This is a genomic window from Micromonospora sp. NPDC047730 (assembly GCF_043204765.1).
In the GTDB taxonomy this organism is placed as follows: domain Bacteria; phylum Actinomycetota; class Actinomycetes; order Mycobacteriales; family Micromonosporaceae; genus Micromonospora.
Genome location: NZ_JBIDCU010000001.1, coordinates 628926 through 650462, shown reverse-complemented (window position 1 = coordinate 650462; position 21537 = coordinate 628926). Strand labels below are relative to the sequence as shown.

The following is a 21537-nucleotide window of genomic DNA, read 5'->3' as shown; positions in this document are numbered from 1 at the left end:
CAGGCCCGCCATCGGGCCTGCGGGTGTCAGGCCCGCCATCGGGCCTGCGGGTGTCAGGCCCGCCATCGGGCCTGCGGGTGTCAGGTCCTCCTTCGGGCCGCCACCGGAACGGTCACCGCGTTGTCACGGGCGAGCCCGCCACGCCGCGTGATCCGCCAGGCCACCACTGCGGCAAGGGTGACGGTGACGACGCTGAGCAGCGCGAACAGTGCCGGCAGGCCGGCGCCGACGAGCAGCAGGACGACGTCGCCGAGGGCCACGAGCATCCACAGTGCCACCCGGGGCCGGGCGTCCTTCCGTCGGTAACCCATGTCGTGCCTCCCTTCCGTCGTGCGGGTCAGATACCCCGTACGACGGAAGGTCATGCGAACGAACCTCGCGGCGGCACGAATCCCGCGGATCAGTCCTTGCGGTCGGGCACGAACCCGCTCGCGATCCGGTCGAAGTTGGGCAGGTTGGCCTGCCAGTCCTTCTCGGCGACCTCCCACCGGAGGGCGTAACCGCGATTCTTGGCCGTCACGAAGCCCCGGTTGCGGACGTGGATCCGCGTGCCGTCGCGGGTCTCCAACCACTCCCAGTCCGCGCAGGTCTTCCAGTAGTCACAGCTCTCGATGCTCAGGTACTTGTAGTTGTTGACGATGCCCTTGCGGTCCCGCTCGATCCGCCTCCATTCGGCGGCCGCGTCCGACTTCGGCGTGCTCGTCCACTGGACGAGCAGCTCACCCACCCCGTTGGACTGGTCAAAGACGACCGTGCTGCCGTCCACCTGCCGGCGCACCCAGCCCTCCGGCAGCGGCAACTCGAACCCGGCCGGGTCCTTGTGCAGCTTCCAGCCGGCCGGCAGTTCCGCCGCCGAGGGGGTGACGGACGGCGTCGGGCTGGGGGCGGCGCTGGTCGGTGGCGGCGCGGCGGGCCCCGACGTCTGCGGCGCCTGCGAGGCGGCAGTGGTCGGGTCGGCCTGCGGGGTGTCGCCGTCGCCGTCGCCGCTGGTCAGCATCGGCACGACCAGCACCAGGCCGACCAGCAGCAGCGCCACCAGCACCCCGATCAGCACGTTACGCCGGGTGTTGTTGAGCTTCGTACCGCCGGACGGCACCACCGTGGCGCGGCCGGACGGCGGGCTCACCGGCGCGGGCATCACCGACGTGGGGTTCACCGGCCTGTGCGGCGCGGGGCTCACCGGCTCGGCCGGCGAGGCGCCGGCCGCCGGCTTCGGTGCCTCGACCTTCGCCGTCGGCGCGGTGTCGGACGTGGACGACTCGACCTTGGCGGTAGGCGCGGCATCCGAGGCGGCGGACGCACTCTCGGCCGCCACGGTGACACCGGCGGGGGCGACCGCCTCCTGCGGCGCGCGGGGCGTCGGCGGGCTGACCGGCCTGGCCGCCGGGTCCTCGGCCGGTCGCGGCGCCGGCACCAGCGGCGGGCGCGGCTCGCGCGGGCCGTTCGGCCCCGGCCGACGTACGCCGTCGAGCAGCGGGATGGCGCGGGTGCGCTTGCCGCCGGCACGGCGCAGCAGCTTCTCCGCCACCTCGGCGGTGATCCGCTCGTTCGGGTCCTTGCGCAGCAGGCCGTTGAGCACCGGCTTGAGCGGGCCGGCGTTCTTCGGCGGCGGGGGTGCCTCGGTGGCGAGCGCCGCCAGGGTGGCGATCGCCGACGGCCGGGCGTACGGCGACTTGCCCTCGACCGCGGCGTAGAGGGTGGCGCCCAGCGACCAGAGGTCGGCCTCCGGCCCGGCGGTGCCGTCGCGGGCCCGCTCCGGCGCAATGTACGCGGGCGAACCGAGCACCATGCCCGTGCGGGTCACATTCGGGTCGCCGGGGATCGTGGCGAGACCGAAATCGGTCAGCACCACCCGGCCGTCGTTGCCGAGCAGCACGTTGCCCGGCTTGACGTCGCGGTGCATCACGCCGGCCTTGTGCGCCGCCTTCAGCGCGCCCAGCACGCCGAGCCCGATCTCGACCGCGCGCGCCGGCGGCACCGGGCCGTCCTCGGCGAGCGTGTCCTGCAACGACTTCGACGCCACGTACTCCATGACGATCCACGGGTCGCCGTCGGTGCGCAGCACGTCGAAGATGCGGACCACGTTGATGTGGTTGAGCCGGGCGATGGCCCGGGCCTCGCGCAGCGACCGCTCCCGCATCTCGCGGCGCTCGTCGTCGGTGAGGCTGGGCGGCGGGACGAGCTCCTTGATCGCCACGTCCCGGTGCAGCACCTCGTCGCGCGCCTTCCACACCCGACCCATGCCGCCCTGACCGAGCGGCGAGAGGAGCCGGTATCGGTCAGCGACGAGTTGGGGCAGCGCGTTAGACATCGCCCAGACGGTACCCGGCGGGCACGACGCTCACACCGCCGGCACGCCACTGTGCGGTTCAGGTCAAGCTTGCCGCCGCGTACGCTGACGCCATGTCTGCCGAAGAGCCGCTCTTGCGGGTCGTCCGCGGGGTCCCCACCGCCGAGGAGCTGGCCGCGTTGGTGGGCGCGATCGTCGTCCGGTCCCGTCCGGCCGCCGTACCCTCGCCGGCCACCGCGTCCGCCTGGGCGCGCAGCGGGCGACCGGCCACCACGACGCCCGTCGCCGGTCCCGGCGGGTGGCGCGCCTCCGGCCTGCCCCGCTGACCTTTTCCCGTACGGATCACCCCAGCTCGGTGCCCCTGCCCACCTGCCGAACGGCTCGGGTGTGCGGGGTTGGGGCTGCCGACATCGCCGGACACCCATTAACCTCACTCAGGGAAACGGCGCAGTGACGGGTAGGGAGGGCCGATGATCCCCGAGGAGGACCGTCCAGCGTCCTGGCTCCGCGGTTACGGCGGCATCGAGGCCGACATCCGCCGGTTGCGCGAGTTCGCCGACAAGCTCCAGGCCGAGGTGGAACGCAACTACGCCCCCCACCTGTCGTACATCGCCGAGGACATGAAGGCGCCGGTGCCCAACCCGGCCGACGCCTTCATCGAGCTGGTCAACTTCCTGCGCGCCCACCACGAGACCCAGCAGGCCACTGCCGACATGGTCTGGGGCGTCCGCGACACCACCGGCCACCTGGCCGTCGCCGCCGGCACGGTCGCCAACAGCTACACCCAGTCCGACGCCTTCTCCTCCGCCCGGGTGGCCGACGTCGAGCGGGCGCTCGCCAACCCGGCCGCCGCCACGACGCGCGGCCCGACGCCGGTGTTGCGCGACCCCACCGGTCCGGAGACGGGACCGGGGCCGGTGGTGCTGCCGTGATCGAGCGGGGCAGCGGCCGCACGTCCGGCCTGACCGACTGGCGACTGATGGACGTGGCCAGCATGTGGGCCTGCCTGCAGGACCACGACACCACCAACCACTGGAAGCAGGTCGCCGGCTGGCGCAAGGTCTGCGACCTCGCCCGGACCCACCTGAGCCGGCTCCAGGAATACCGGCGCGGGCTGGCGGAGGCATGGCCCCCGGAGACCAACGAGGCAGCCCGGGCGTACGTCCGCGAGCTCGACGAGCTGATCGACAAGGTGCAGCGCACCCACGACGCGGCCAGCGCCAACTACACCGCGCTCTCCGCCGCGACACAGGCCATCGGGAGCACCCGCGCCGAGCTCAAGAAGATCTACGACGAGTACGCCGTCAAGCTCCAGGAGAAGCGGACGTACGAGGCGACGCTCGCGGACCCGAAGGCGGCCATGGGCAGTCGGGTCCCCGACCGCCCGGTGACGGACGCCGACCTGGAACGGCTCAACGTCCAGGCACGGGGCATCATGTACGGCCTCAGCGGCGAACTCCAACACGCCCAAGTAATGCTCCAAAAGCCACCCCCAGCAGTACGCCCGCCACGGCCTGGCATCGATCCTGGGACTTCAGACATTTACGGAGGCGGGGTAGCGCCGGTTATCCCGCCGATCACGCCGGTCCCAGTCCCGGCACCAACTGGCGCTTTATCGGTCAACCGACCGTCGCTTCCCGTCCGGCCCGTCCAAACCCCCACCGCACCGAACGCTGGTCCCGTGCTGGGCGGCGCTGGCCCCGGATTGGCACCGTCACCAGCCAATCCAGGCCCGCCGATCGCTACGCCGCCCGCACCACCCAATCCGCACCAGAGTGTGGGAGGGTTACCGCCGTTGTCGACAGGAACGAGCCGACCCATCGCTAGCGGGCCGCTGCGCGGCTCCTTGGGCAGGCCCGTCGCAGGAGGTACCGGCAACCAAGCCAACCCAACAACACCCTCTCCAGGTCGACCGATGCCTCCTAGCGGGCTGATAGGAGGAACTCCCGGGATGGGGCTTGGCCAGCCCAGCGCGACCAACAACCAGCCACGGCGAGTGAATCCGATCGGCGGTGTAATCGGCGGCGGTGGTGCGGGCACCGCGCCGACGGGCGGCGCCGGATCCCGCCCGGGTGGCGGTCGTGGCATCGGGCCGGCGCACGGAATGTCACCAATCGGGGGCGCTCCGTTCGGCAGCACGTCGGGGCGACCCGGACGGCGGGAGACCGAGGAGACGCGCCGTTGGGACCCGGACCATCCGTGGGAGACAGACAAGGGAGTGCCTCCAGTCGTCCGCCCACCCAATGAGGAGGGACCAATCGACCCGGGGCCAGCTATCGGCTTCAACAGGTGATGCTCCGCGCAATCCTCAGCACGCTCGCAATAAGTGCGTCTTTGTTGACGGTGCCTGTCACACAAGTTGCCGCCTCAGAGCGCGCAGCGCAGCCACGCGGCGTCGACCGGATTCGAAGTGACCAGTGGCATCTGCGCTACCTGAAGGTAGACCAAGCGCACCGAATTTCCCGCGGGGATGGCGTCACTGTCGCGGTGCCAGACACTGGCGTGGAGCCCCATCCCGACCTCCGCAACAACTTGCTCTCGGGAACCGACACCATCTCTGGAGGAAGCGGCAATGGCTGGCAGGACCGCAACGGGCACGGAACCGGGATGGCCGGACTGATCGCTGCGCACGGCCAGTCCCGACAATTGGGCGCGCTGGGCATCGCCCCTGACGCCAAGATCCTCCCGATCGTCTCGTCCTCGGCTAGCAACCTCGGGGACGCGGACGATCTGGCACTAGGAATAGAGTTCGCCGTTTCTAACGGCGCCGATGTAATCAGCGTCTCTAGCGGAGGCGGTGCCAGCCCTCGCCTCATACAGGCGGTCCGAACGGCGCTCGCATCAGACGTAGTAATAGTTGCGGGTTCCGGCAATATCCCGTTCGACAGAACGGTTGCTTACCCAGCCAGGGAGTCCGGCGTCCTCGCCGTTGGCGGGATAGATCAGGCCGGTCGACATGCAGCAATATCGGCCACAGGCCCCGAAATTGACGTGGTTGCTCCAGCTGTTGATATCTACAGCACGAGCATTGACGGCAAATACCGCAAGGGCACCGGCACGTCGGGAGCTACAGCGATCGTCGCCGGGGCTGCTGCACTGATTCGGTCGAAGTACCCGTACCTCCCGGCCTCCGAGGTAGTGCATCGGCTCACGGCCACCGCCGTCGACAAGGGACCACCGGGGCGTGACGACGAGTACGGCTACGGGGTCATCGACCTCGTAGCGGCGCTGACGGCAGACGTACCCCCGTTGGGCTTCGGGTCGGCGACGGCGAGCGACCCGGCGCCCACCGCCTCGACCACGACGGCGGTCGCGGAGCCCGCCGACGACGGAGACGGCGGAGCGACCGCCCGTGGCCTGGTCACCCTCGGTGTGATCGTGGCTGCCGGTGGCGTGTGGGTCCTGGTTGCGCGTCGCCAGCGCCACGGCGACGACCCACCTCCCCGGATCAGCCGGTAACGTCGGCGACGTGCCAGAAACGATGCCGCTCCGCCTCGTGCTCGCCTCGGCGAGCCCCGCCCGCCGCAAGATTCTCCAGGCCGCCGGGATCGAACCGGACGTGCTGGTCAGCGGCGTCGACGAGTCCCTGGTGGTCACCGAGCAGGCCGAGGATCTCTGCCTGGAACTGGCCCGGTTGAAGGCGGAGGCGGTGCTGACCCGGCTCCGGCCGGCCGACGACCAGCGGACGCTGGTGATCGGGTGCGATTCGGTGCTGGCCTTTGACGGGGAGATTCTCGGCAAGCCGGCCGACGCGGCGGACGCCACCCGGCGCTGGCAGCGCATGCGCGGGCGCAGCGGCGTGCTGCACAGTGGGCACTGCCTCATCGACATCGTGACGGGGCGTCGGGCCGAGGCGGTCGCCTCCACCGTCGTGCACTTCGCCGACGTCAGCGACGACGAGATCGCCACGTACGTGGGCACCGGCGAGCCGCTCGCGGTGGCTGGTGCCTTCACGATCGACGGGCTGGGCGGGCCGTTCGTGGAGCGGATCGAGGGCGACCCGAGCACCGTCATCGGGCTCTCGCTGCCGATGCTGCGCCGCCTCCTGGCCGAGCTGGATCTGCGAATCACCGATCTGTGGACAAAGGTCGCGCCCGGCAACCAGTCGGTCGAACCGCTCGGATAGCGTCCGTTCATGACCACGAAGTCGATCCCGCTCACGTCGGAACTGCACGCGTACCTGGTGACGCACGGGTCGCCGCCGGACGAGATCATGCGGGACCTGGCCGAGGAGACCCGCGCCGCCCTGCCGGACGACGCACAGATGCAGGTAGCGCCGGAGCAGGCCGCGTTCCTGACCTTCCTCACCCGGCTGCTCGGCGTGCGGCAGGCCGTGGAGGTGGGCACCTTCACCGGCCTCTCCTCGCTGGCGATCGCCCGGGGGCTGCCCGAGGGCGGGCGGCTGACCTGCTTCGACATCTCCGAGGAGTTCACGGGCATCGCCCGGCGGTACTGGGCCCGCGCCGGCGTGGAGGATCGCATCGAGCTGCGCATCGGCCCGGCCGGCGACACGCTGCGCGAGCTGCCCCACGAACGTCATCTTGACTTCGCGTTCATCGACGCGGACAAGACCGGGTATCCGGTCTACTGGGCGGAGCTGGTGCCTCGGATGCGTCCCGGCGGGGTGATCGCGGTCGACAACGTGCTGCGCGGCGGCCGGGTGATCGCCCCGCAGAACGCCGACGACCGGGCCATCGCCGCGTTCAACGACGAGGTGCTCGCCGACGTCCGGGTGGACGCGGTGATGCTCCCGGTCGCCGACGGCCTGACGCTGGCCCGGGTGCACTGACCGCCACAGTGTGGGCCCCGCCCTGCGCGATCTTGGTGCGAAACGGCCCCTCCAGGGGCCCTTCCGCACCAAGATCCGACGGAGCCGCCGCCCGGCTTGGCGTCAGACGGGGGTCGGGGTCCGGATTTCGGCGGGGGCCGGGCGTAGGGCACGGCCCAGGCGGGCGGCGAGCAGCGCGGCCGCCGCGATGAAGCCCGGCAGCAGCAGGAACGCCAGGTGCGGGCCCACTCCGTCGGCCACCCAGCCGAGCGCGACCGGCGCGATCCCGAAGCCGACCCCCATCGAGTACGACGCCCAGCCGGCCGCCCGGTCCGCGGCCGGCCCGGCGACGGCGAGCGCGATCGAGATGGCCAGCGGGTAGTGCAGCGCGTTGCCGACGCCGAGCACGACGAGGCCGGCGACCGCCAGCCAGCCGACCGGTGCGACCCAGAACAGCGCGAACCCGGCCAGCGACACGCCCAGCGCGGCCAGCAGCAGCGGCACCGGCCGGTACCGCAGCGCGAACCGGCCGCCGACGAGCCGGCCGACGAACATGCCGCAGACGATCGCGGCGACAGCGGCCGAGGCGGCGCCGGCCGCCATTCCGGCGTGCGAGCGGAGCACGTCGGCGGTCCAGAGGGACAGGCAGACCTCGATCGAGCCGGTGACCGCCATCAGCACCCAGGCGATCCAGTACGTCGGGGGCAGCCGCCGCGCGGCGCCGGCGACGGGAGCAGCCCGACGCGCGCCGGCGGGCGGGTCGGTGTCGGCCGGGGGATCCCCGGCAGCCGCAGCGGGGGCGGCGTCCGGCAGGCGTACGCGGAAGGTCACGGCGGCGAGCGCGACCAGCGCGATCAGGCCGGCCTCGACGGCCATCACGGGCCGCCAGCCCCAGCCGGCGTCGACGCTGACGCCGATGACCAGCGGGGCGAGGATGCCCATGCCGGCGCAGGCGGCGTTGGCCTCGGTCAGCGCGGCCGGCGCGCCGGTGCCGTGACGGTCGGTGAGCACCACCGACACGCCGCTGATCACCAGCATGCCGAAGGTGGCGATCACCGCGACGGCGGTGATCGTGGCAGGCAGTGCCCGCAGGGTGCCGAGTGCGGTGACGCCGAGCGCCACCCCGGCCAGCCCGGTCCAGATGGCGCGGCCACGGCCGACCCGGCGGGCCAGCGGCGCGAAGAGCGCCCCGCCGGCCAGCGCGCCGACGGCGATGCCGGTGCTGTGCAGGCCGGCGACGGCGGCCGAGGTGCCCTGCTCGTCGCGGAGCAGCGGCACGACCGGCCCGAATCCGTAGAGGAAGAAGCCCCACAGCCCCAGCTGGGCGTAGGTCAGCCAGGTGGTCCGGTCACGGGTGAGGCGGGGCACCGGCCTTACGGTACAAGCGTCCGGCCGGTGCCCCGCCCCGGTGAGAGGCAGCTCTCCCCGGCGTTAGGAGGGGGCCCTTCCTCTACCGTAGGCGTTAATAAGGTGCCCTTCCTTTCACCGGACGGTGCGGGCGAACTGCCGGGCCGCCCAGACGACGCCGGCTGCGGCGAGCACCGCGATGATGCCGAGCCCCTGCCAGACCTTGTCGTCGCCGAGGTCGCCGTTGAAGAGGGCACGGGTGCCGTCGACGGCCCAGGAGAACGGGTTCCACTCGGCGATGCCCTGGAGCCAGCCGGGGGCGAACGTGAGCGGCAGCAGGATGCCGGAGAGCAGCAGCACCGGCTGCGCCACGGTGTTCATCAGCGGGGCCAGCGCGTCCTCGCTCTTGACCTTGAGCGCGACGCCGTAGGAGACGGCCGAGGTCATCAGCGCGATCAGGGCGAGCATGAGGTACGCCAGGAGCAGGTCGACGATGAAGACGCGCAGGTCGAACAGGAGCGCGAGCAGGGTGATGATGACCGCCTGCACGATCAGGGACACCACGTCGCGCAGCGAGCGGCCGAGCAGCAGGGCGAGCCGGCTGACCGGGGTGACCCGGGAGCGTTCGATGACGCCGGCGCGCAGCTCGGCGATCAGGCCGAAGCCCTGGAACAGGCCGCCGAAGATGGCCAGCAGCACCAGCAGGCCGGGCACGAAGATCTTGTAGGCCTCCGCCTGGGTGGGGGCGTTCAGGGCCGGCTTGAGCAGCGGGGCGAAGAGCAGCAGGTACATCACCGGCTGGAAGATGCCGACGAAGACCCAGACGGGGTTGCGCAGCAGCAGCTGGAGCTGGCGCTGGAAGATCAGCCAGGTGTCACGGGCGAGTTTCATGTGATCTCTCCGGTCTGGGTTCAGGACTCGCGCAGCGAGCGGCCGGTCTTGGTGAGGAAGACGTCGTCGAGGCTGGGCCGGTGCAGCTCGATGGAGTCGAGCGTGAGGCCCGCCGTGTCGACGCGGCGCAGGATCTGCGGGATGGCGGTCGCGCCCTCGTCGACGTAGAGCCGCAGGCCGCCCTCCTCGACGGTCTCCAGCTTGTTGACGTAGGGCTCGCCGTCGAGCAGCTTCGCGGCCTGCGGGGTGGCCGCCGCGTCCAGCCCGACCAGCACCACGTCACCGGAGATCTCGCGCTTGAGGCCCGCCGGGGTGCCCTCCGCGACCACCTCGCCGTGATCCATGATCGCGATCCGGTCGCAGAGCGCGTCGGCCTCGTCGAGGTAGTGCGTGGTGATGAAGACGGTCATGCCGTCGGCGCGCAGGCGGCGGATCTCGTCCCACATGTGGGCGCGGCTCTGCGGGTCGAGGCCGCTGGTCGGCTCGTCCAGGAAGACGATCTTCGGCTCGTGGATGATGCCGAGCGCGATCTCCACCCGTCGCCGCTGGCCGCCCGAGTAGGTCTTGCACTTGCGGTCCGCGTACTCGGTGAGCTGGAAGGCGTCGAGGGCGCGGACGGCGCGCCGCTGCGCCTCGGCTTTGCCGATGCCGTACATCCGGGCCTGGAGGACCAGCTCCTCGCGGGCGGTCGACTCGTCCCAGGTGCTGCCGCCCTGGGCGACGTAGCCGATGCGGCGGCGCACCTCGGCCGGGTCTTTCCGCAGGTCGGCCCCGGCGATGGTGGCCTCGCCGCCGTCCGGCTCGATCAGCGTCGCCAGCATCCGCAGGGTGGTGGTCTTGCCGGCGCCGTTGGGGCCGAGGAAGCCGAAGATCTCCCCCGCGGCGACCTCCAGGTCGACCCCGCGCACCGCGTCGACGGTCCTCGTCTGGCGACCCTCTCGGGAGCGGAACGACTTCCGCAGCCCTCTGGTCTCGATCATCTCTGCTCCTGGTCGTCCGGGCCGGTGCGACCGGCCACCTGGTCTGTCCCTCGGGGACGACGCCGGACGGCGTGCTCCCCCCGTCGCGCCGCGAGCAGGCTAACGCGATATAGCTCCAGTGGTCAATCTTGATTATTCGTTTGTGTCGTGAGGTGTGGTTCCGCCGTCGGACCACCCGTTCCAACCCTCCGCCCCGACCAGCCCATCAGGCAGGTACGACACACCGGAGTCGATGCGTTCGGCGATCCGTTCGCACCAGCCGACCTCGGCCTCCGCCCGTGCGGCCCAGAGTTCGAACATCCACCCGACGTGCACCGGCTTGGAGTTGCGCATCCAGTCCGAGGCCAGCGCCGCGCGCATCGACTCGACGCCGGCGCGCAGCAGGTTCGCCCGGTTGCGCAGGGCCGCCGACGCCTCCTCGCGGGGCAGCGCGGGCAGGAACGAGAACGCCGCCGCGAACGGGTCCGGCGGCTCGTGCAACTGCCACCAGTGCCCGCGCAGCAGCGACTCGAACTCGTCCTCGCCCTTGGCGGTGACCTCGTACGTGGTGCGCGCCGGCCGGGCGCCCACCTGCTCGGTGGCCACCTCGCGCAGCAGGCCCTCCGCGGTCAGCTTGCGCAGGGCGTGGTAGATCGAGCCGGGCTGCACGTTGGCCCACCTGTCAGCGTTCCAACTGAGCAGTTCCCGGCGCACGTCGTAGCCGTGCACGGGCTGCATCCACCGCACCAGCCCGAGGATCATCATTCGCGTGGCAGACATCGGACAAGCGTAATAAGCAAGTTTGACTAGGGCGCGACGCGGCAGTGCGGCATCCCACACTGAGCGATCGTTAGGGCCCTCTCAGGGTGGCCGATACACTCCCGGTCAGTAACCTCCCGGGAGGAGACCCCAAGGTGCGCAAGGTACTCATCGCCAACCGCGGCGAGATCGCCGTCCGCGTCATCCGCGCCTGCCGCGACGCCGGTCTGGGCAGCGTCGCCGTCTACGCCGACTCCGACCGGGACGCCCTGCACGCCACCCTCGCCGACGAGGCGTACGCGCTCGGCGGGGACTCCGCGACCGAGACGTACCTGCGCATCGACAAGCTGCTGGAGGTCGCCGCCAAGGCCGACGCCGACGCCGTCCACCCCGGCTACGGATTCCTCGCCGAGAACGCCGACTTCGCCCAGGCCGTCATCGACGCCGGGCTGACCTGGATCGGCCCCACCCCGCAGGCGATCCGCGACCTCGGCGACAAGGTGACCGCCCGGCACATCGCCCAGCGCGCCGGCGCCCCCCTGGTGCCCGGCACCCCCGACCCGGTGGCCAACCCGGACGAGGTGATGGCGTTCGCCGTCGACCACGGCCTGCCGGTCGCCATCAAGGCCGCCTTCGGCGGCGGCGGGCGCGGGCTCAAGGTGGCCCGCACGATGGAGGAGATCCCGCACCTGTTCGAGTCGGCCACCCGCGAGGCGGTCGCCGCGTTCGGCCGGGGCGAGTGCTTTGTCGAGCGCTACCTCGACAAGCCCCGCCACGTCGAGGCGCAGGTGCTGGCCGACCAGCACGGCAACGTGATCGTGGTCGGCACCCGCGACTGCTCGCTCCAGCGCCGGCACCAGAAGCTCGTCGAGGAGGCCCCGGCGCCGTTCCTCACCGACGCGCAGCGCGCCCAGATCCACGACAGCGCCAAGGCGATCTGCCGGGAGGCCGGCTACCACGGCGCCGGCACGGTGGAATACCTGGTCGGCGCCGACGGCACCATCTCCTTCCTGGAGGTCAACACCCGTCTCCAGGTCGAGCACCCGGTCACCGAGGAGACCGCCGGCATCGACCTGGTCCGCGAGCAGTTCCGGATCGCCGACGGCGAGAAGCTGCGGTTCACCGAGGACCCGACGCCGCGCGGGCACTCCATCGAGTTCCGGATCAACGGCGAGGACCCGGGCCGCAACTTCCTGCCCGCCCCCGGCACGGTCACCGCGCTGCGGCTGCCCACCGGCCCCGGCGTCCGGGTCGACACCGGCATCTCGGCCGGCGACGTGATCGGCGGCAACTTCGACTCGCTGCTGGCCAAGGTGATCATCACCGGCGAGACGCGCACCGAGGCGCTGGAGCGGGCCCGCCGGGCGCTGGACGAGATGGTCGTCGAGGGCATGGCCACCGCGCTGCCGTTCCACCGGCTGGTCATCCGCGACGAGGCGTTCACCGCCGAGCCGTTCACCGTGCACACCCGGTGGATCGAGACCGAGTTCGACAACACCGTCCCGCCGTTCACCGCCGCCGCCGGCACCGCCGAGGGGCCGGCCGAGCGCGAGACCGTCGTGGTCGAGGTCGGCGGCAAGCGGCTGGAGGTCACCCTCCCCGCCGGCCTCGGCGGGGGTACGGCCGCCGCCGCGCCCGCCGCCCGCAAGCCGGCCCGCCGGGGCGGCGCGGCCAAGGCCGGCACCACCGTCAGCGGCGACGCGCTCACCTCGCCCATGCAGGGCACCATCGTCAAGATCGCGGTCGCCGACGGGGACACCGTCGCCGAGGGCGACCTGGTCGTGGTGCTGGAGGCGATGAAGATGGAGCAGCCGCTGCACGCGCACAAGGCGGGCACGGTCAGCGGCCTCGCCGCCGAGGTCGGCGCCGTCATCTCCGCCGGCGCGGCGATCTGCACGATCGCCTGAGGTGTAAGGAAGGGCACCTTCCTAACGTCTTCGGTAGAGGAAGGGCCCCTTCCTAACGCAACGCTGGGCGGCACCGGCCAGCCTGACAGTCAGCGCAGCTCGGTGCCGGCGACCGCCCGGACGGCGGCGGTCAGCGCGTCCAGCGTGGTGGATTCCACCCGCCAGTGCTGCCAGTACAGCGGGCGGTCCAGGTGCCGCCCGGCACCGATGTCGACGCAGCGCCCGGCCGCGATGTCGGCACGGGCGATCCGCTCCGGCACCATCCCCCACCCCAGGCCCAGCCGCACCGCCTCGTTGAAGCCGTCGAAGGACGGGACGTAGTGGACCGGCGGGGCGATCCGACGCCGGGTCACGGTGCGGGCGAACCGGTGCTGGAGCTGGTCCTTGCGATCGAACGCCATCATCGGCGCCGTCGCGAGGGCGGCCTCGGTGGGGCCGTCGGGGAAGTGGCGGGCCGCGAACCCGGTCCGGGCCAGCGCGACGTACCGCATCGCGCCCAGCCGCTCCACCCGGCAGCCCTGCACGGCCTCGCGCTGCGCGGTCACCGCGGCCATCGCCGTACCGTCGCGGATCAGCTCCGCCGTGTGGTCCTCGTCGTCCCGGCGGACGTCGAACAGGAGCGCCAGCTCGGCGGGCAGCCGCGCCAGGGCGCCGACGAACCAGGTGCCGAGCGAGTCGCCGTTCGCCACGATGGTTACCCGGCTGGGGGCGGGCCCGCCGACCGTCGGCGGGCGGGCGGCGTCCAACGCCTCCCGTTCCAGCAGGGCCACCTGGCCGGCGAGCCGCAGCAGCGGCCGGCCCGCGTCGGTGGCCTGGCACGGCTTCGTGCGGCGGACCAGCACCTGCCCGACGGTCTGCTCCAACGCCTTCATCCGCTGGCTGACGGCCGACGGGGTGACGTGCAGCGCGTGCGCGGCCGCCTCGAAGCTGCCCTCGCGGACCACCGCGGCGAACGTCCGGAGCTGCGTGGAGTCAAGCATGATGAAGCTGAGCTTATCTGCCGTGAGAATCTTTAGCTGGGCTGCATCGGCTGCGGCTCGTAGCCTCGGCTCGTGCCCGACATCCTCAGCAACTCCGTGACAGGTTCCGCCGCCGCCGGCTTCTCCCTCTCGATCGCGCTCATCGCCGCCATCGGCGCGCAGAACGCCTTCGTCCTACGGCAGGGCCTGCGCCGGGAGCACGTCCTGCCCGTGGTCGCCGTGTGCGCCGCCTCCGACGCGCTGCTGATCTCGGTCGGCATCGCCGGGATGGGCACCGCCACGGCGGAGCACCCCGACGTGCTGACCGCCGTCCGCTGGCTGGGGGCCGCGTTCCTGCTCGGGTACGCCGTGCTGGCCGCCCGCCGCGCGCTGCGCCCCGGCGCGCTCTCCCCCGCCGACCGGCCGCCGGCCACGCTCGGGGCGACGCTGCTGGCCTGCCTCGCCTTCACCTACCTCAACCCGCACGTGTACCTCGACACCGTCCTCCTGCTCGGCGGGGTGGCCCGCCAGCACCCGCACCACTGGGTCTTCGGCGCGGGCGCAGCGCTCGCCAGCGTGGTCTGGTTCACCACCATCGGCGCCGCCGCCCACCGGCTCGCGCCCGTGCTGGCCCGCCCGACGGCCTGGCGGGTCGTCGACGGTGCGATCGCCCTCGTGATGACCGCGCTCGCGGCCGGGCTGCTGCTCGGCTGACCGGCGACGCCGGGCCGCGCTACCTCTTCCTGGCCGCGCTGGTGGCCTTCGGCGACGCCCGACCGGGGGTGTTTTCGGCGACCACCGGGGGCACGGGCGGCGGCCGGCGGGAATGATGGCGGGGTGCGGTTCCTACACGGCGCGGTTCCCGCGCACGACCTGACCTACAACGACGTCTTCATGGCGCCGGCCCGCTCCGAGGTGGGCTCGCGGCTCGACGTCGACCTGGCCGCCAGCGACGGCACGGGCACCACCATCCCGCTGGTCGTGTCGAACATGACCGCGGTGTCCGGCCGCCGGATGGCCGAGACGGTCGCCCGGCGCGGCGCGATCGCGGTCATCCCACAGGACATCCCGATCGAGGTGGTGGCGAACGTCGTCGCCTGGGTCAAGCGGCGGCACCTGGTGCACGACACCGCGATCACGCTCGGCCCGACCGACACCGTCGGGGACGCGATCCACCTGCTGCCGAAGCGGTCGCACGGCGCCGTGGTGGTGATCGACGACGAGGGCCGGCCGCTGGGCGTGGTGACCGATGCGGACACCGTGGGCGTGGACCGTTTCGCCCAGCTCCGGCACGTGATGTCCACCGAGCTGCACACCGTGCCGGCGGACGCGGACCCGCGTACGGGCTTCGACCGGCTCTCGGCCGGCCGGCGCCGGCTCGCCCCGGTGGTCGACGCCGAGGGCCGCCTCGTCGGGGTGCTGACCCGGCAGGGCGCGCTGCGGGCGACGCTCTACAAGCCGGCGGTGGACGACCGGGGCCGGCTGCGCATCGCCGCCGCCGTCGGCATCAACGGCGACGTGACCGGCAAGGCGGCGGCGCTGCTGGAGGCCGGGGTGGACACGCTGGTCGTGGACACCGCGCACGGCCACCAGGAGCGGATGATCTCCGCGCTGCGGGCCGTCCGCGCGCTGGACCCGGCGGTCCCGGTCGCCGCCGGCAACGTGGTGACCGCCGAGGGCGTACGCGACCTGGTGGAGGCGGGCGCCGACATCGTCAAGGTGGGCGTCGGCCCGGGTGCGATGTGCACCACCCGGATGATGACCGGGGTGGGCCGGCCGCAGTTCTCCGCCGTGCTCGACTGCGCCGCGGCGGCCCGCCAGCTCGGCCGGCACGTCTGGGCCGACGGCGGCGTACGGCACCCGCGGGACGTGGCGCTGGCCCTGGCCGCCGGCGCGTCGAACGTGATGATCGGCTCCTGGTTTGCCGGCACCTACGAGTCCCCCGGCGACCTCTACACCGACGCCGACGGCCGGCGCTACAAGGAGAGCTTCGGGATGGCGTCGGCGCGGGCGGTCAGCGCGCGGACGGCCGACGACAGCGCGTACGACCGGGCCCGCAAGGCGGTCTTCGAGGAGGGCATCTCCTCGGCCCGGATGTACCTGGACCCGGCCCGCCCCGGCGTGGAGGACCTGATCGACGAGATCATCGCCGGGGTACGCAGCGCCTTCACCTACGCCGGCGCCCGGGACCTGGCGGAGTTCCACGAGCGGGCCCTCGTCGGCGTGCAGAGCGCGGCCGGCTACACCGAGGGGATGCCGCTACCCACGAGTTGGTGAGACGGCGCCCGCCGGCCATCACTCCGTCGGGAAGAGGCGTCGGATGACGTCGCGGGCGGCGGCCCGGGGGTCGTCACCGACCCGCTCCGGCAGCACGCCGGCGAGCCAGAGCGTGGCGAAGCCGTGCACGATCGACCAGGCGGCGAGCGCGTCGCCCTGCGGGTCCTCCGCCGTCGGGCGCCCCTGGGGCAGCCCGGCGACCCCGGCGTACAGCGCGTCGCCGGCGCGCCGGCGGGCCGCCGCCACCTCGTCGGCGTCGGCCCGGTAGAGGTCCGGGTGGAACATCACCTCGAAGTGCGCGCGGTGCCGGACGGCGAAGTCGACGTACGCGACGCCGCTCTCCAGCAGGTCCGCCGCGCCGCCCAACGCCTCGGCGAGCAGGTCGAAGCCCTCGGCGGCGAGGGCGGTGAGCAGGCCGGCCTTGTCGCCGAAGTGGTGCGCCGGTGCGGCGTGCGAGACGCCGGCCCGGCGGGCCAGGTCGCGCAGGCTCAGCGTCCCGGGGCCGGACTCCTCGATCACCCGCACCGCCGCGGCGAGCAGGGCGCGACGCAAGTCGCCGTGGTGGTAGCCGCGTGTTCCGGTCATGCCGCGATCCTATCTTGCCATTGACAAGATGCCACCTCGGGGCGCAATCTTGTCGCCGACAAGTTCGCCTTCCTGGGAGGTATCGATGGCTCCACTGATCGCGCTCGTGGCCGGCACCGCGCTCGCCCGGCTGGCCGGCCTGGCCGGCGTGGCCGCGCTCGACGGCTGGCACCCCGCGCTGCGGGTGGGGCTGGCGCTGATGTTCGTGGTGACCGGCCTCGCGCACTTCGCCGCCACCTACCGGTCGGACATGATCGCGATGGTGCCGCCCGCTCTCCCCCGACCCGACGTCCTGGTCACGGTCACCGGGGTGCTGGAACTGGTGGGCGCGGCCGGGCTGCTCGTGCCGGCGACCGCCCGCTGGGCCGCGGCCGGGCTGGCCCTGTTGATGCTGGCCATGTTCCCGGCGAACGTCTCGGCGGTGCGGCGCGGGCTGACCCTCGGGGGCCGGCCGGCGACCCCCCTGGGACCACGGACGGCGGAACAGGTCCTCTTCGTCGGCGCGGCCGTCGCTATTTCGTTTGGGGCCTGACGTTCAGGAGGCTAATCTGGCCACCATGAAACTGATCGAGCTGCGGGACGTGCCCCTCGGGCGACTGCTCGTGGTCGCCGGGCACGTCACCGGGCAGCGGTGGAACCGCTACCTCGCCGAGGAACACGGGCTCACCCAGGCCGGGATGGCCACCCTGATGACCCTCGCCGAACACGGCGAGCTGCCGCACCGCACGGTGGCCGAGCACTGCTTCGTCCGGCCGGCCACCCTCACCGGCATCGTCGACACGCTGGAACGCGACGGCCTGGTCGAGCGGCAGCGCGACGAGGCCGACCGGCGCAGCATCCGGATCGCGATCACCCGGGCCGGGCAGGCCCGGATCGACGCGCTGACCGCCGTGATCCGGTCCGGCGCTCCGCTCACCTCGGTCGACGCCGACCCGGCGAAGGCGGCGGTGATCCGCCAGTTCCTCCTGGAGGTCATCGGCAGCGGCGACGCCGGCACGCCGGAAGGGGCACCGACATGTTGATCCGGCTGCTGCGCACACACCTGCGCCCCTACCACCGGGCACTGGCGGCGGTGCTGCTGCTCCAGTTCGTCGGCACGATGGCCTCGCTCTACCTGCCCAGTCTCAACGCCGACATCATCGACCTCGGCGTGGCGCGGGGCGACACCGACTACATCATGCGCACCGGCGGGTGGATGCTCGCGGTCAGCCTGGTGCAGATTGTCTGCTCCGTCGCCGCCGTCTACCTCGGCGCGCGCACCGCGATGGGCTTCGGCCGGGACGTGCGGTCGGCGGTGTTCGGGCACGTGAACCGCTTCTCCGCCCGCGAGGTGGCCCGGTTCGGCGCGCCCTCGCTGATCACCCGCAACACCAACGACGTGCAGCAGGTGCAGATGCTCGTGCTGATGAGCTGCACCATGCTGGTCGCCGCGCCGATCATGAGCGTCGGCGGCGTGGTGATGGCGCTGCGCGAGGATCTCGGGCTCTCCTGGCTGATGCTGGTCAGCGTGCCCGTGCTGGCCGTCGCCCTGGGGCTGATCATCCGGCGGATGGTGCCGGGCTTCCGGCTCATGCAGACCCGGATCGACACGGTCAACCGGGTGCTGCGGGAGCAGATCACCGGCATCCGGGTGGTCCGGGCGTTCGTCCGGGAGCCGTACGAGACGCGGCGCTTCGCCACCGCGAACGCCGACCTCACCGCGACCGCCCTGCGCACCGGCCGCCTGATGGCGTTGATCTTCCCCGTGGTGATGCTGGTGCTCAACGTCTCCAGCGTCGCGGTGCTCTGGTTCGGCGCCCAGCGCGTCGACGCCGGGGCGATCCAGGTCGGCGCCCTCACCGCCTTCCTGCAATACCTGATGCAGATCCTGATGGCCGTCATGATGGCCACCTTCATGCTGATGATGGTGCCCCGCGCGGCGGTCTGCGCGGAGCGGATCGTCGAGGTGCTGGACACCGACTCCTCGGTGGTGCCGGCGCCCCGCCCGGTCACCGAGGTGTCCACGCGCGGCGAGCTGGAGCTGCGCGACGTGTCGTTCCGGTATCCGGGGGCGGCCGCACCGGTGCTGCGGGACGTGTCCTTCCGGGTGACGCCGGGGACCACCACGGCGGTGATCGGCAGCACCGGCGCGGGCAAGACCACGCTGCTGTCGCTCGTCCCCCGGCTGGTCGACGTGACCGCCGGCACCGTGCTGGTCGACGGCGTCGACGTCCGCGACCTGGCGCCGGACGAGCTGTGGCGCCGGATCGGGCTGGTGCCGCAGAAGCCCTACCTGTTCACCGGGACGGTGGCGAGCAACCTGCGCTACGGCAACCCGGACGCGACCGACGCGGAACTCTGGGACGCGCTGGAGATCGCCCAGGCACGGGACTTCGTCGAGGCGATGCCCGAGGGGCTGGCGTCGCCGATCGCGCAGGGCGGCACGAACGTCTCCGGCGGGCAGCGGCAGCGGCTCGCGATCGCCCGGGCCCTGGTGCGCCGGCCGGAGATCTACCTCTTCGACGACTCCTTCTCCGCGCTCGACCTCGGCACCGACGCGCGGCTGCGGGCGGCGCTGCGGCCGGTCACCGCGGACGCCGCCGTGGTGATCGTGGCGCAGCGGGTCTCCACGATCGTCGGGGCCGACCAGATCATCGTGTTGGAGGACGGGGGCGTGGTCGGGATGGGCCGACACGACGAGTTGCTGGAAACCTGCCCGACGTACGCCGAGATCGTGGCGTCGCAGAACACGACGGGGGTGGCGGCGTGAGCGAGCGAACCGCCGTACCGCAGCAGAAGCCGGCCGCCGACGCGCAGACGCCGAAGCGGCTGCCGGGCGGCGGGCAGCGTGGCGGCCCGCCGTGGGCGGGGGCCGGGATGCCCGCCGAGCGGTCGATGAACTTCGGGCCGTCGGCCCGGCGGCTGCTGCGCCGGCTGCGCCCGGACCGCCTCGCGCTCGTCGCGGTGATCGCGCTGGCGGTGGTCAGCGTCGGGCTGAGCGTGGTCGGGCCGAAGGTGCTCGGGCACGCCACCGACCTGATCTTCACCGGGGTGATCGGCCGGCAACTGCCGGCGGGCACCACCGCCGACCAGGCGGTGGCCGCGGCCCGGGCGGCCGGCAACGACAGCTTCGCCGACATGCTCGCGCGGATGGACGTGGTGCCCGGCGTGGGCATCGACTTCGCCGCGCTGGCGCGGGTGCTGCTGCTGGCGCTCGGCCTCTACCTGGCGGCCAGCGCGCTGATGTGGTGGCAGGGCTGGCTGCTCAACGGCGTGGTGCAGCGGACCGTGCTGCGGCTGCGCGCCGACGTGGAGGACAAGCTCAACCGGCTGCCGCTGCCCTACTTCGACCGACAGCCCCGCGGCGAGCTGCTCAGCCGGGTCACCAACGACATCGACAACATCTCGACCAGCCTCCAGCAGACGCTGAGCCAGTTGCTCACCTCGCTGCTCACCGTGGTCGGCGTGCTGGCCATGATGTTCTGGATCTCGCCGTTGCTGGCCCTGGTGGCGCTGGTCGCGGTGCCGGTGTCGGTCGTCGTCACCGGCGCGATCGCCAAGCGGTCGCAGGCGCAGTTCATCGCCCAGTGGACGCACACCGGCGAGCTGAACGGCCAGATCGAGGAGGCGTTCACCGGCCACGAGCTGGTCAAGGTCTTCGGCCGGCAGCGCGAGGTGGAGGCCGCCTTCACCGCCAAGAACGAGGAGCTGTTCCGGGCCAGCTTCGGCGCCCAGTTCATCTCCGGGATCATCATGCCGGCGATGATGTTCGTCGGGAACCTCAGCTACGTGGCGATCGCCGTGGTCGGCGGACTGCGGGTGGCGTCGGGGTCGATGAGCCTCGGCGACGTGCAGGCGTTCATCCAGTACTCCCGGCAGTTCACCCAGCCGCTCACCCAGGTCGCCTCGATGGCGAACCTGCTCCAGTCCGGGGTGGCCTCCGCCGAGCGGGTCTTCGCGGTGCTCGACGCCGAGGAGCAGAGCCCCGACCCGGCCGAGCCGGCCCGGGTGCGCGACCCGCACGGCCGGGTCGAGTTCGCGCACGTCTCCTTCCGGTACGCCCCGGACAAGCCGCTGATCGAGGACCTGTCGCTGGTGGCCGAGCCCGGGCACACCGTCGCCATCGTCGGGCCGACCGGGGCCGGCAAGACCACCCTGGTCAACCTGGTCATGCGCTTCTACGAGCTGGACGCCGGCCGGATCACCCTGGACGGCGTGGACATCACCACGATGCGCCGCGACGACCTGCGCGGCCGGATCGGGATGGTGCTCCAGGACACCTGGCTCTTCGGCGGCACCATCCGCGACAACATCGCCTACGGCCGGCCGGGCGCATCCGAGGAGGAGATCCTGGCCGCGGCCCGGGCGACGTTCGTGGACCGGTTCGTGCGCAGCCTCCCCGACGGCTACGACACGGTCATCGACGAGGAGGGCAGCAACGTCAGCGCGGGCGAGAAGCAGCTCATCACGATCGCCCGGGCGTTCCTCGCCGAGCCGTCGCTGCTGATCCTGGACGAGGCGACCAGCTCCGTGGACACCCGCACCGAGGTGCTGCTCCAGCGGGCGATGGCCGCCCTGCGCTCGGACCGCACCAGCTTCGTCATCGCGCACCGGCTTTCCACCATCCGCGACGCCGACCTGATCCTGATGATGGAGGACGGCCGGATCGTGGAGCAGGGCACGCACGACGAGTTGCTGGCCGCGCGGGGCGCGTACCACCGGCTGTACCGGTCGCAGTTCACCGCCGCCGCCCGGCCCGACCCCGAGCCCGCGTCGCTGTGACGGTGGTCGCCGTGACGACAGACCGCCCGGCCGC

At 72.4% G+C, this 21537-nt stretch carries 20 protein-coding genes; 12 read left to right on the top strand and 8 right to left on the bottom strand.

The window, feature by feature from the left end:
- Positions 1-80: 80 nt before the first annotated feature.
- Both ACGF5G_RS03160 and ACGF5G_RS03155 read right to left on the bottom strand, forming a co-directional pair.
- A complete protein-coding gene (locus ACGF5G_RS03160; protein ID WP_393258533.1) occupies positions 81-311 on the bottom strand; it encodes a hypothetical protein in 231 nt (76 codons plus the stop codon).
- A gap of 89 nt (positions 312-400) precedes the next feature.
- A complete protein-coding gene (locus ACGF5G_RS03155; protein WP_393258531.1) occupies positions 401-2311 on the bottom strand; it encodes a protein kinase in 1911 nt (636 codons plus the stop codon).
- Positions 2312-2403: 92 nt separating this feature from the next.
- On the opposite strand from ACGF5G_RS03155, the gene ACGF5G_RS03150 reads away from it, so the two are divergent.
- From ACGF5G_RS03150 to ACGF5G_RS03130, 5 genes are all read left to right on the top strand, one after another.
- Positions 2404-2616: an acyl-CoA carboxylase subunit epsilon gene (locus ACGF5G_RS03150; protein WP_393258529.1), complete on the top strand. Its 213-nt coding sequence runs from the start codon at positions 2404-2406 to the stop codon at positions 2614-2616.
- A gap of 144 nt (positions 2617-2760) precedes the next feature.
- Positions 2761-3222 (top strand): hypothetical protein, encoded by a 462-nt coding sequence (locus ACGF5G_RS03145; protein ID WP_393258526.1) that lies wholly within the window; start codon positions 2761-2763, stop codon positions 3220-3222.
- 1360 nt (positions 3223-4582) lie between these two features.
- Positions 4583-5749 (top strand): type VII secretion-associated serine protease mycosin, encoded by a 1167-nt coding sequence (gene mycP, locus ACGF5G_RS03140; protein ID WP_393259203.1) that lies wholly within the window; start codon positions 4583-4585, stop codon positions 5747-5749.
- Positions 5750-5771: 22 nt separating this feature from the next.
- Positions 5772-6416 (top strand): Maf family protein, encoded by a 645-nt coding sequence (locus ACGF5G_RS03135; protein WP_393259202.1) that lies wholly within the window; start codon positions 5772-5774, stop codon positions 6414-6416.
- Between the two features lie 9 nt (positions 6417-6425).
- Positions 6426-7079 carry an O-methyltransferase gene (locus tag ACGF5G_RS03130; protein ID WP_393258524.1) on the top strand — a complete coding sequence of 218 codons (654 nt, stop codon included), beginning with the start codon at positions 6426-6428 and terminating at the stop codon, positions 7077-7079.
- Between the two features lie 102 nt (positions 7080-7181).
- Here the strand turns inward: ACGF5G_RS03130 and ACGF5G_RS03125 are convergent, their stop codons facing one another.
- The 4 genes from ACGF5G_RS03125 to ACGF5G_RS03110 all read right to left on the bottom strand — a co-directional run bounded on the left by ACGF5G_RS03125 (position 7182) and on the right by ACGF5G_RS03110 (position 11035).
- The gene (locus ACGF5G_RS03125; protein WP_393258522.1) at positions 7182-8426 is read right to left on the bottom strand and encodes an MFS transporter; all 1245 of its coding nucleotides are present in this window, start codon (positions 8424-8426) and stop codon (positions 7182-7184) included.
- Between the two features lie 114 nt (positions 8427-8540).
- The gene (locus tag ACGF5G_RS03120; RefSeq protein ID WP_350703478.1) at positions 8541-9296 is read right to left on the bottom strand and encodes an ABC transporter permease; all 756 of its coding nucleotides are present in this window, start codon (positions 9294-9296) and stop codon (positions 8541-8543) included.
- 20 nt (positions 9297-9316) lie between these two features.
- Positions 9317-10276, bottom strand: coding sequence for an ATP-binding cassette domain-containing protein (locus ACGF5G_RS03115; RefSeq protein ID WP_393258519.1), 960 nt, complete (start codon positions 10274-10276; stop codon positions 9317-9319).
- 132 nt (positions 10277-10408) lie between these two features.
- On the bottom strand, positions 10409-11035 hold the full coding sequence (locus tag ACGF5G_RS03110) for a PadR family transcriptional regulator (protein ID WP_393258517.1): 627 nt from the start codon (positions 11033-11035) through the stop codon (positions 10409-10411).
- Positions 11036-11169: 134 nt separating this feature from the next.
- Between ACGF5G_RS03110 and ACGF5G_RS03105 the strand changes: the two genes are divergently transcribed.
- Positions 11170-12921 (top strand): acetyl/propionyl/methylcrotonyl-CoA carboxylase subunit alpha, encoded by a 1752-nt coding sequence (locus ACGF5G_RS03105; protein ID WP_393258514.1) that lies wholly within the window; start codon positions 11170-11172, stop codon positions 12919-12921.
- Between the two features lie 89 nt (positions 12922-13010).
- Here the strand turns inward: ACGF5G_RS03105 and ACGF5G_RS03100 are convergent, their stop codons facing one another.
- Complete coding sequence (locus tag ACGF5G_RS03100; protein WP_393258511.1) at positions 13011-13901, bottom strand: LysR family transcriptional regulator ArgP; 891 nt, start codon at positions 13899-13901, stop codon at positions 13011-13013.
- Between the two features lie 96 nt (positions 13902-13997).
- On the opposite strand from ACGF5G_RS03100, the gene ACGF5G_RS03095 reads away from it, so the two are divergent.
- Positions 13998-14594 carry a LysE/ArgO family amino acid transporter gene (locus ACGF5G_RS03095; protein WP_393259200.1) on the top strand — a complete coding sequence of 199 codons (597 nt, stop codon included), beginning with the start codon at positions 13998-14000 and terminating at the stop codon, positions 14592-14594.
- A gap of 123 nt (positions 14595-14717) precedes the next feature.
- Positions 14718-16157, top strand: coding sequence for a GuaB1 family IMP dehydrogenase-related protein (locus ACGF5G_RS03090; protein WP_393258508.1), 1440 nt, complete (start codon positions 14718-14720; stop codon positions 16155-16157).
- Between the two features lie 18 nt (positions 16158-16175).
- Here the strand turns inward: ACGF5G_RS03090 and ACGF5G_RS03085 are convergent, their stop codons facing one another.
- The gene (locus ACGF5G_RS03085) at positions 16176-16742 is read right to left on the bottom strand and encodes a TetR/AcrR family transcriptional regulator (protein WP_393258505.1); all 567 of its coding nucleotides are present in this window, start codon (positions 16740-16742) and stop codon (positions 16176-16178) included.
- Between the two features lie 85 nt (positions 16743-16827).
- Between ACGF5G_RS03085 and ACGF5G_RS03080 the strand changes: the two genes are divergently transcribed.
- The 4 genes from ACGF5G_RS03080 to ACGF5G_RS03065 all read left to right on the top strand — a co-directional run bounded on the left by ACGF5G_RS03080 (position 16828) and on the right by ACGF5G_RS03065 (position 21503).
- Positions 16828-17274: a DoxX family protein gene (locus tag ACGF5G_RS03080; protein ID WP_393258503.1), complete on the top strand. Its 447-nt coding sequence runs from the start codon at positions 16828-16830 to the stop codon at positions 17272-17274.
- Between the two features lie 25 nt (positions 17275-17299).
- The gene (locus ACGF5G_RS03075; RefSeq protein ID WP_393258501.1) at positions 17300-17764 is read left to right on the top strand and encodes a MarR family winged helix-turn-helix transcriptional regulator; all 465 of its coding nucleotides are present in this window, start codon (positions 17300-17302) and stop codon (positions 17762-17764) included.
- On the top strand, positions 17758-19491 hold the full coding sequence (locus ACGF5G_RS03070) for an ABC transporter ATP-binding protein (protein WP_393258499.1): 1734 nt from the start codon (positions 17758-17760) through the stop codon (positions 19489-19491). The genes ACGF5G_RS03075 and ACGF5G_RS03070 overlap by 7 nt, the downstream gene beginning before the upstream one ends.
- 107 nt (positions 19492-19598) lie before the next feature.
- Complete coding sequence (locus tag ACGF5G_RS03065; protein ID WP_393259198.1) at positions 19599-21503, top strand: ABC transporter ATP-binding protein; 1905 nt, start codon at positions 19599-19601, stop codon at positions 21501-21503.
- Positions 21504-21537: the final 34 nt, after the last annotated feature.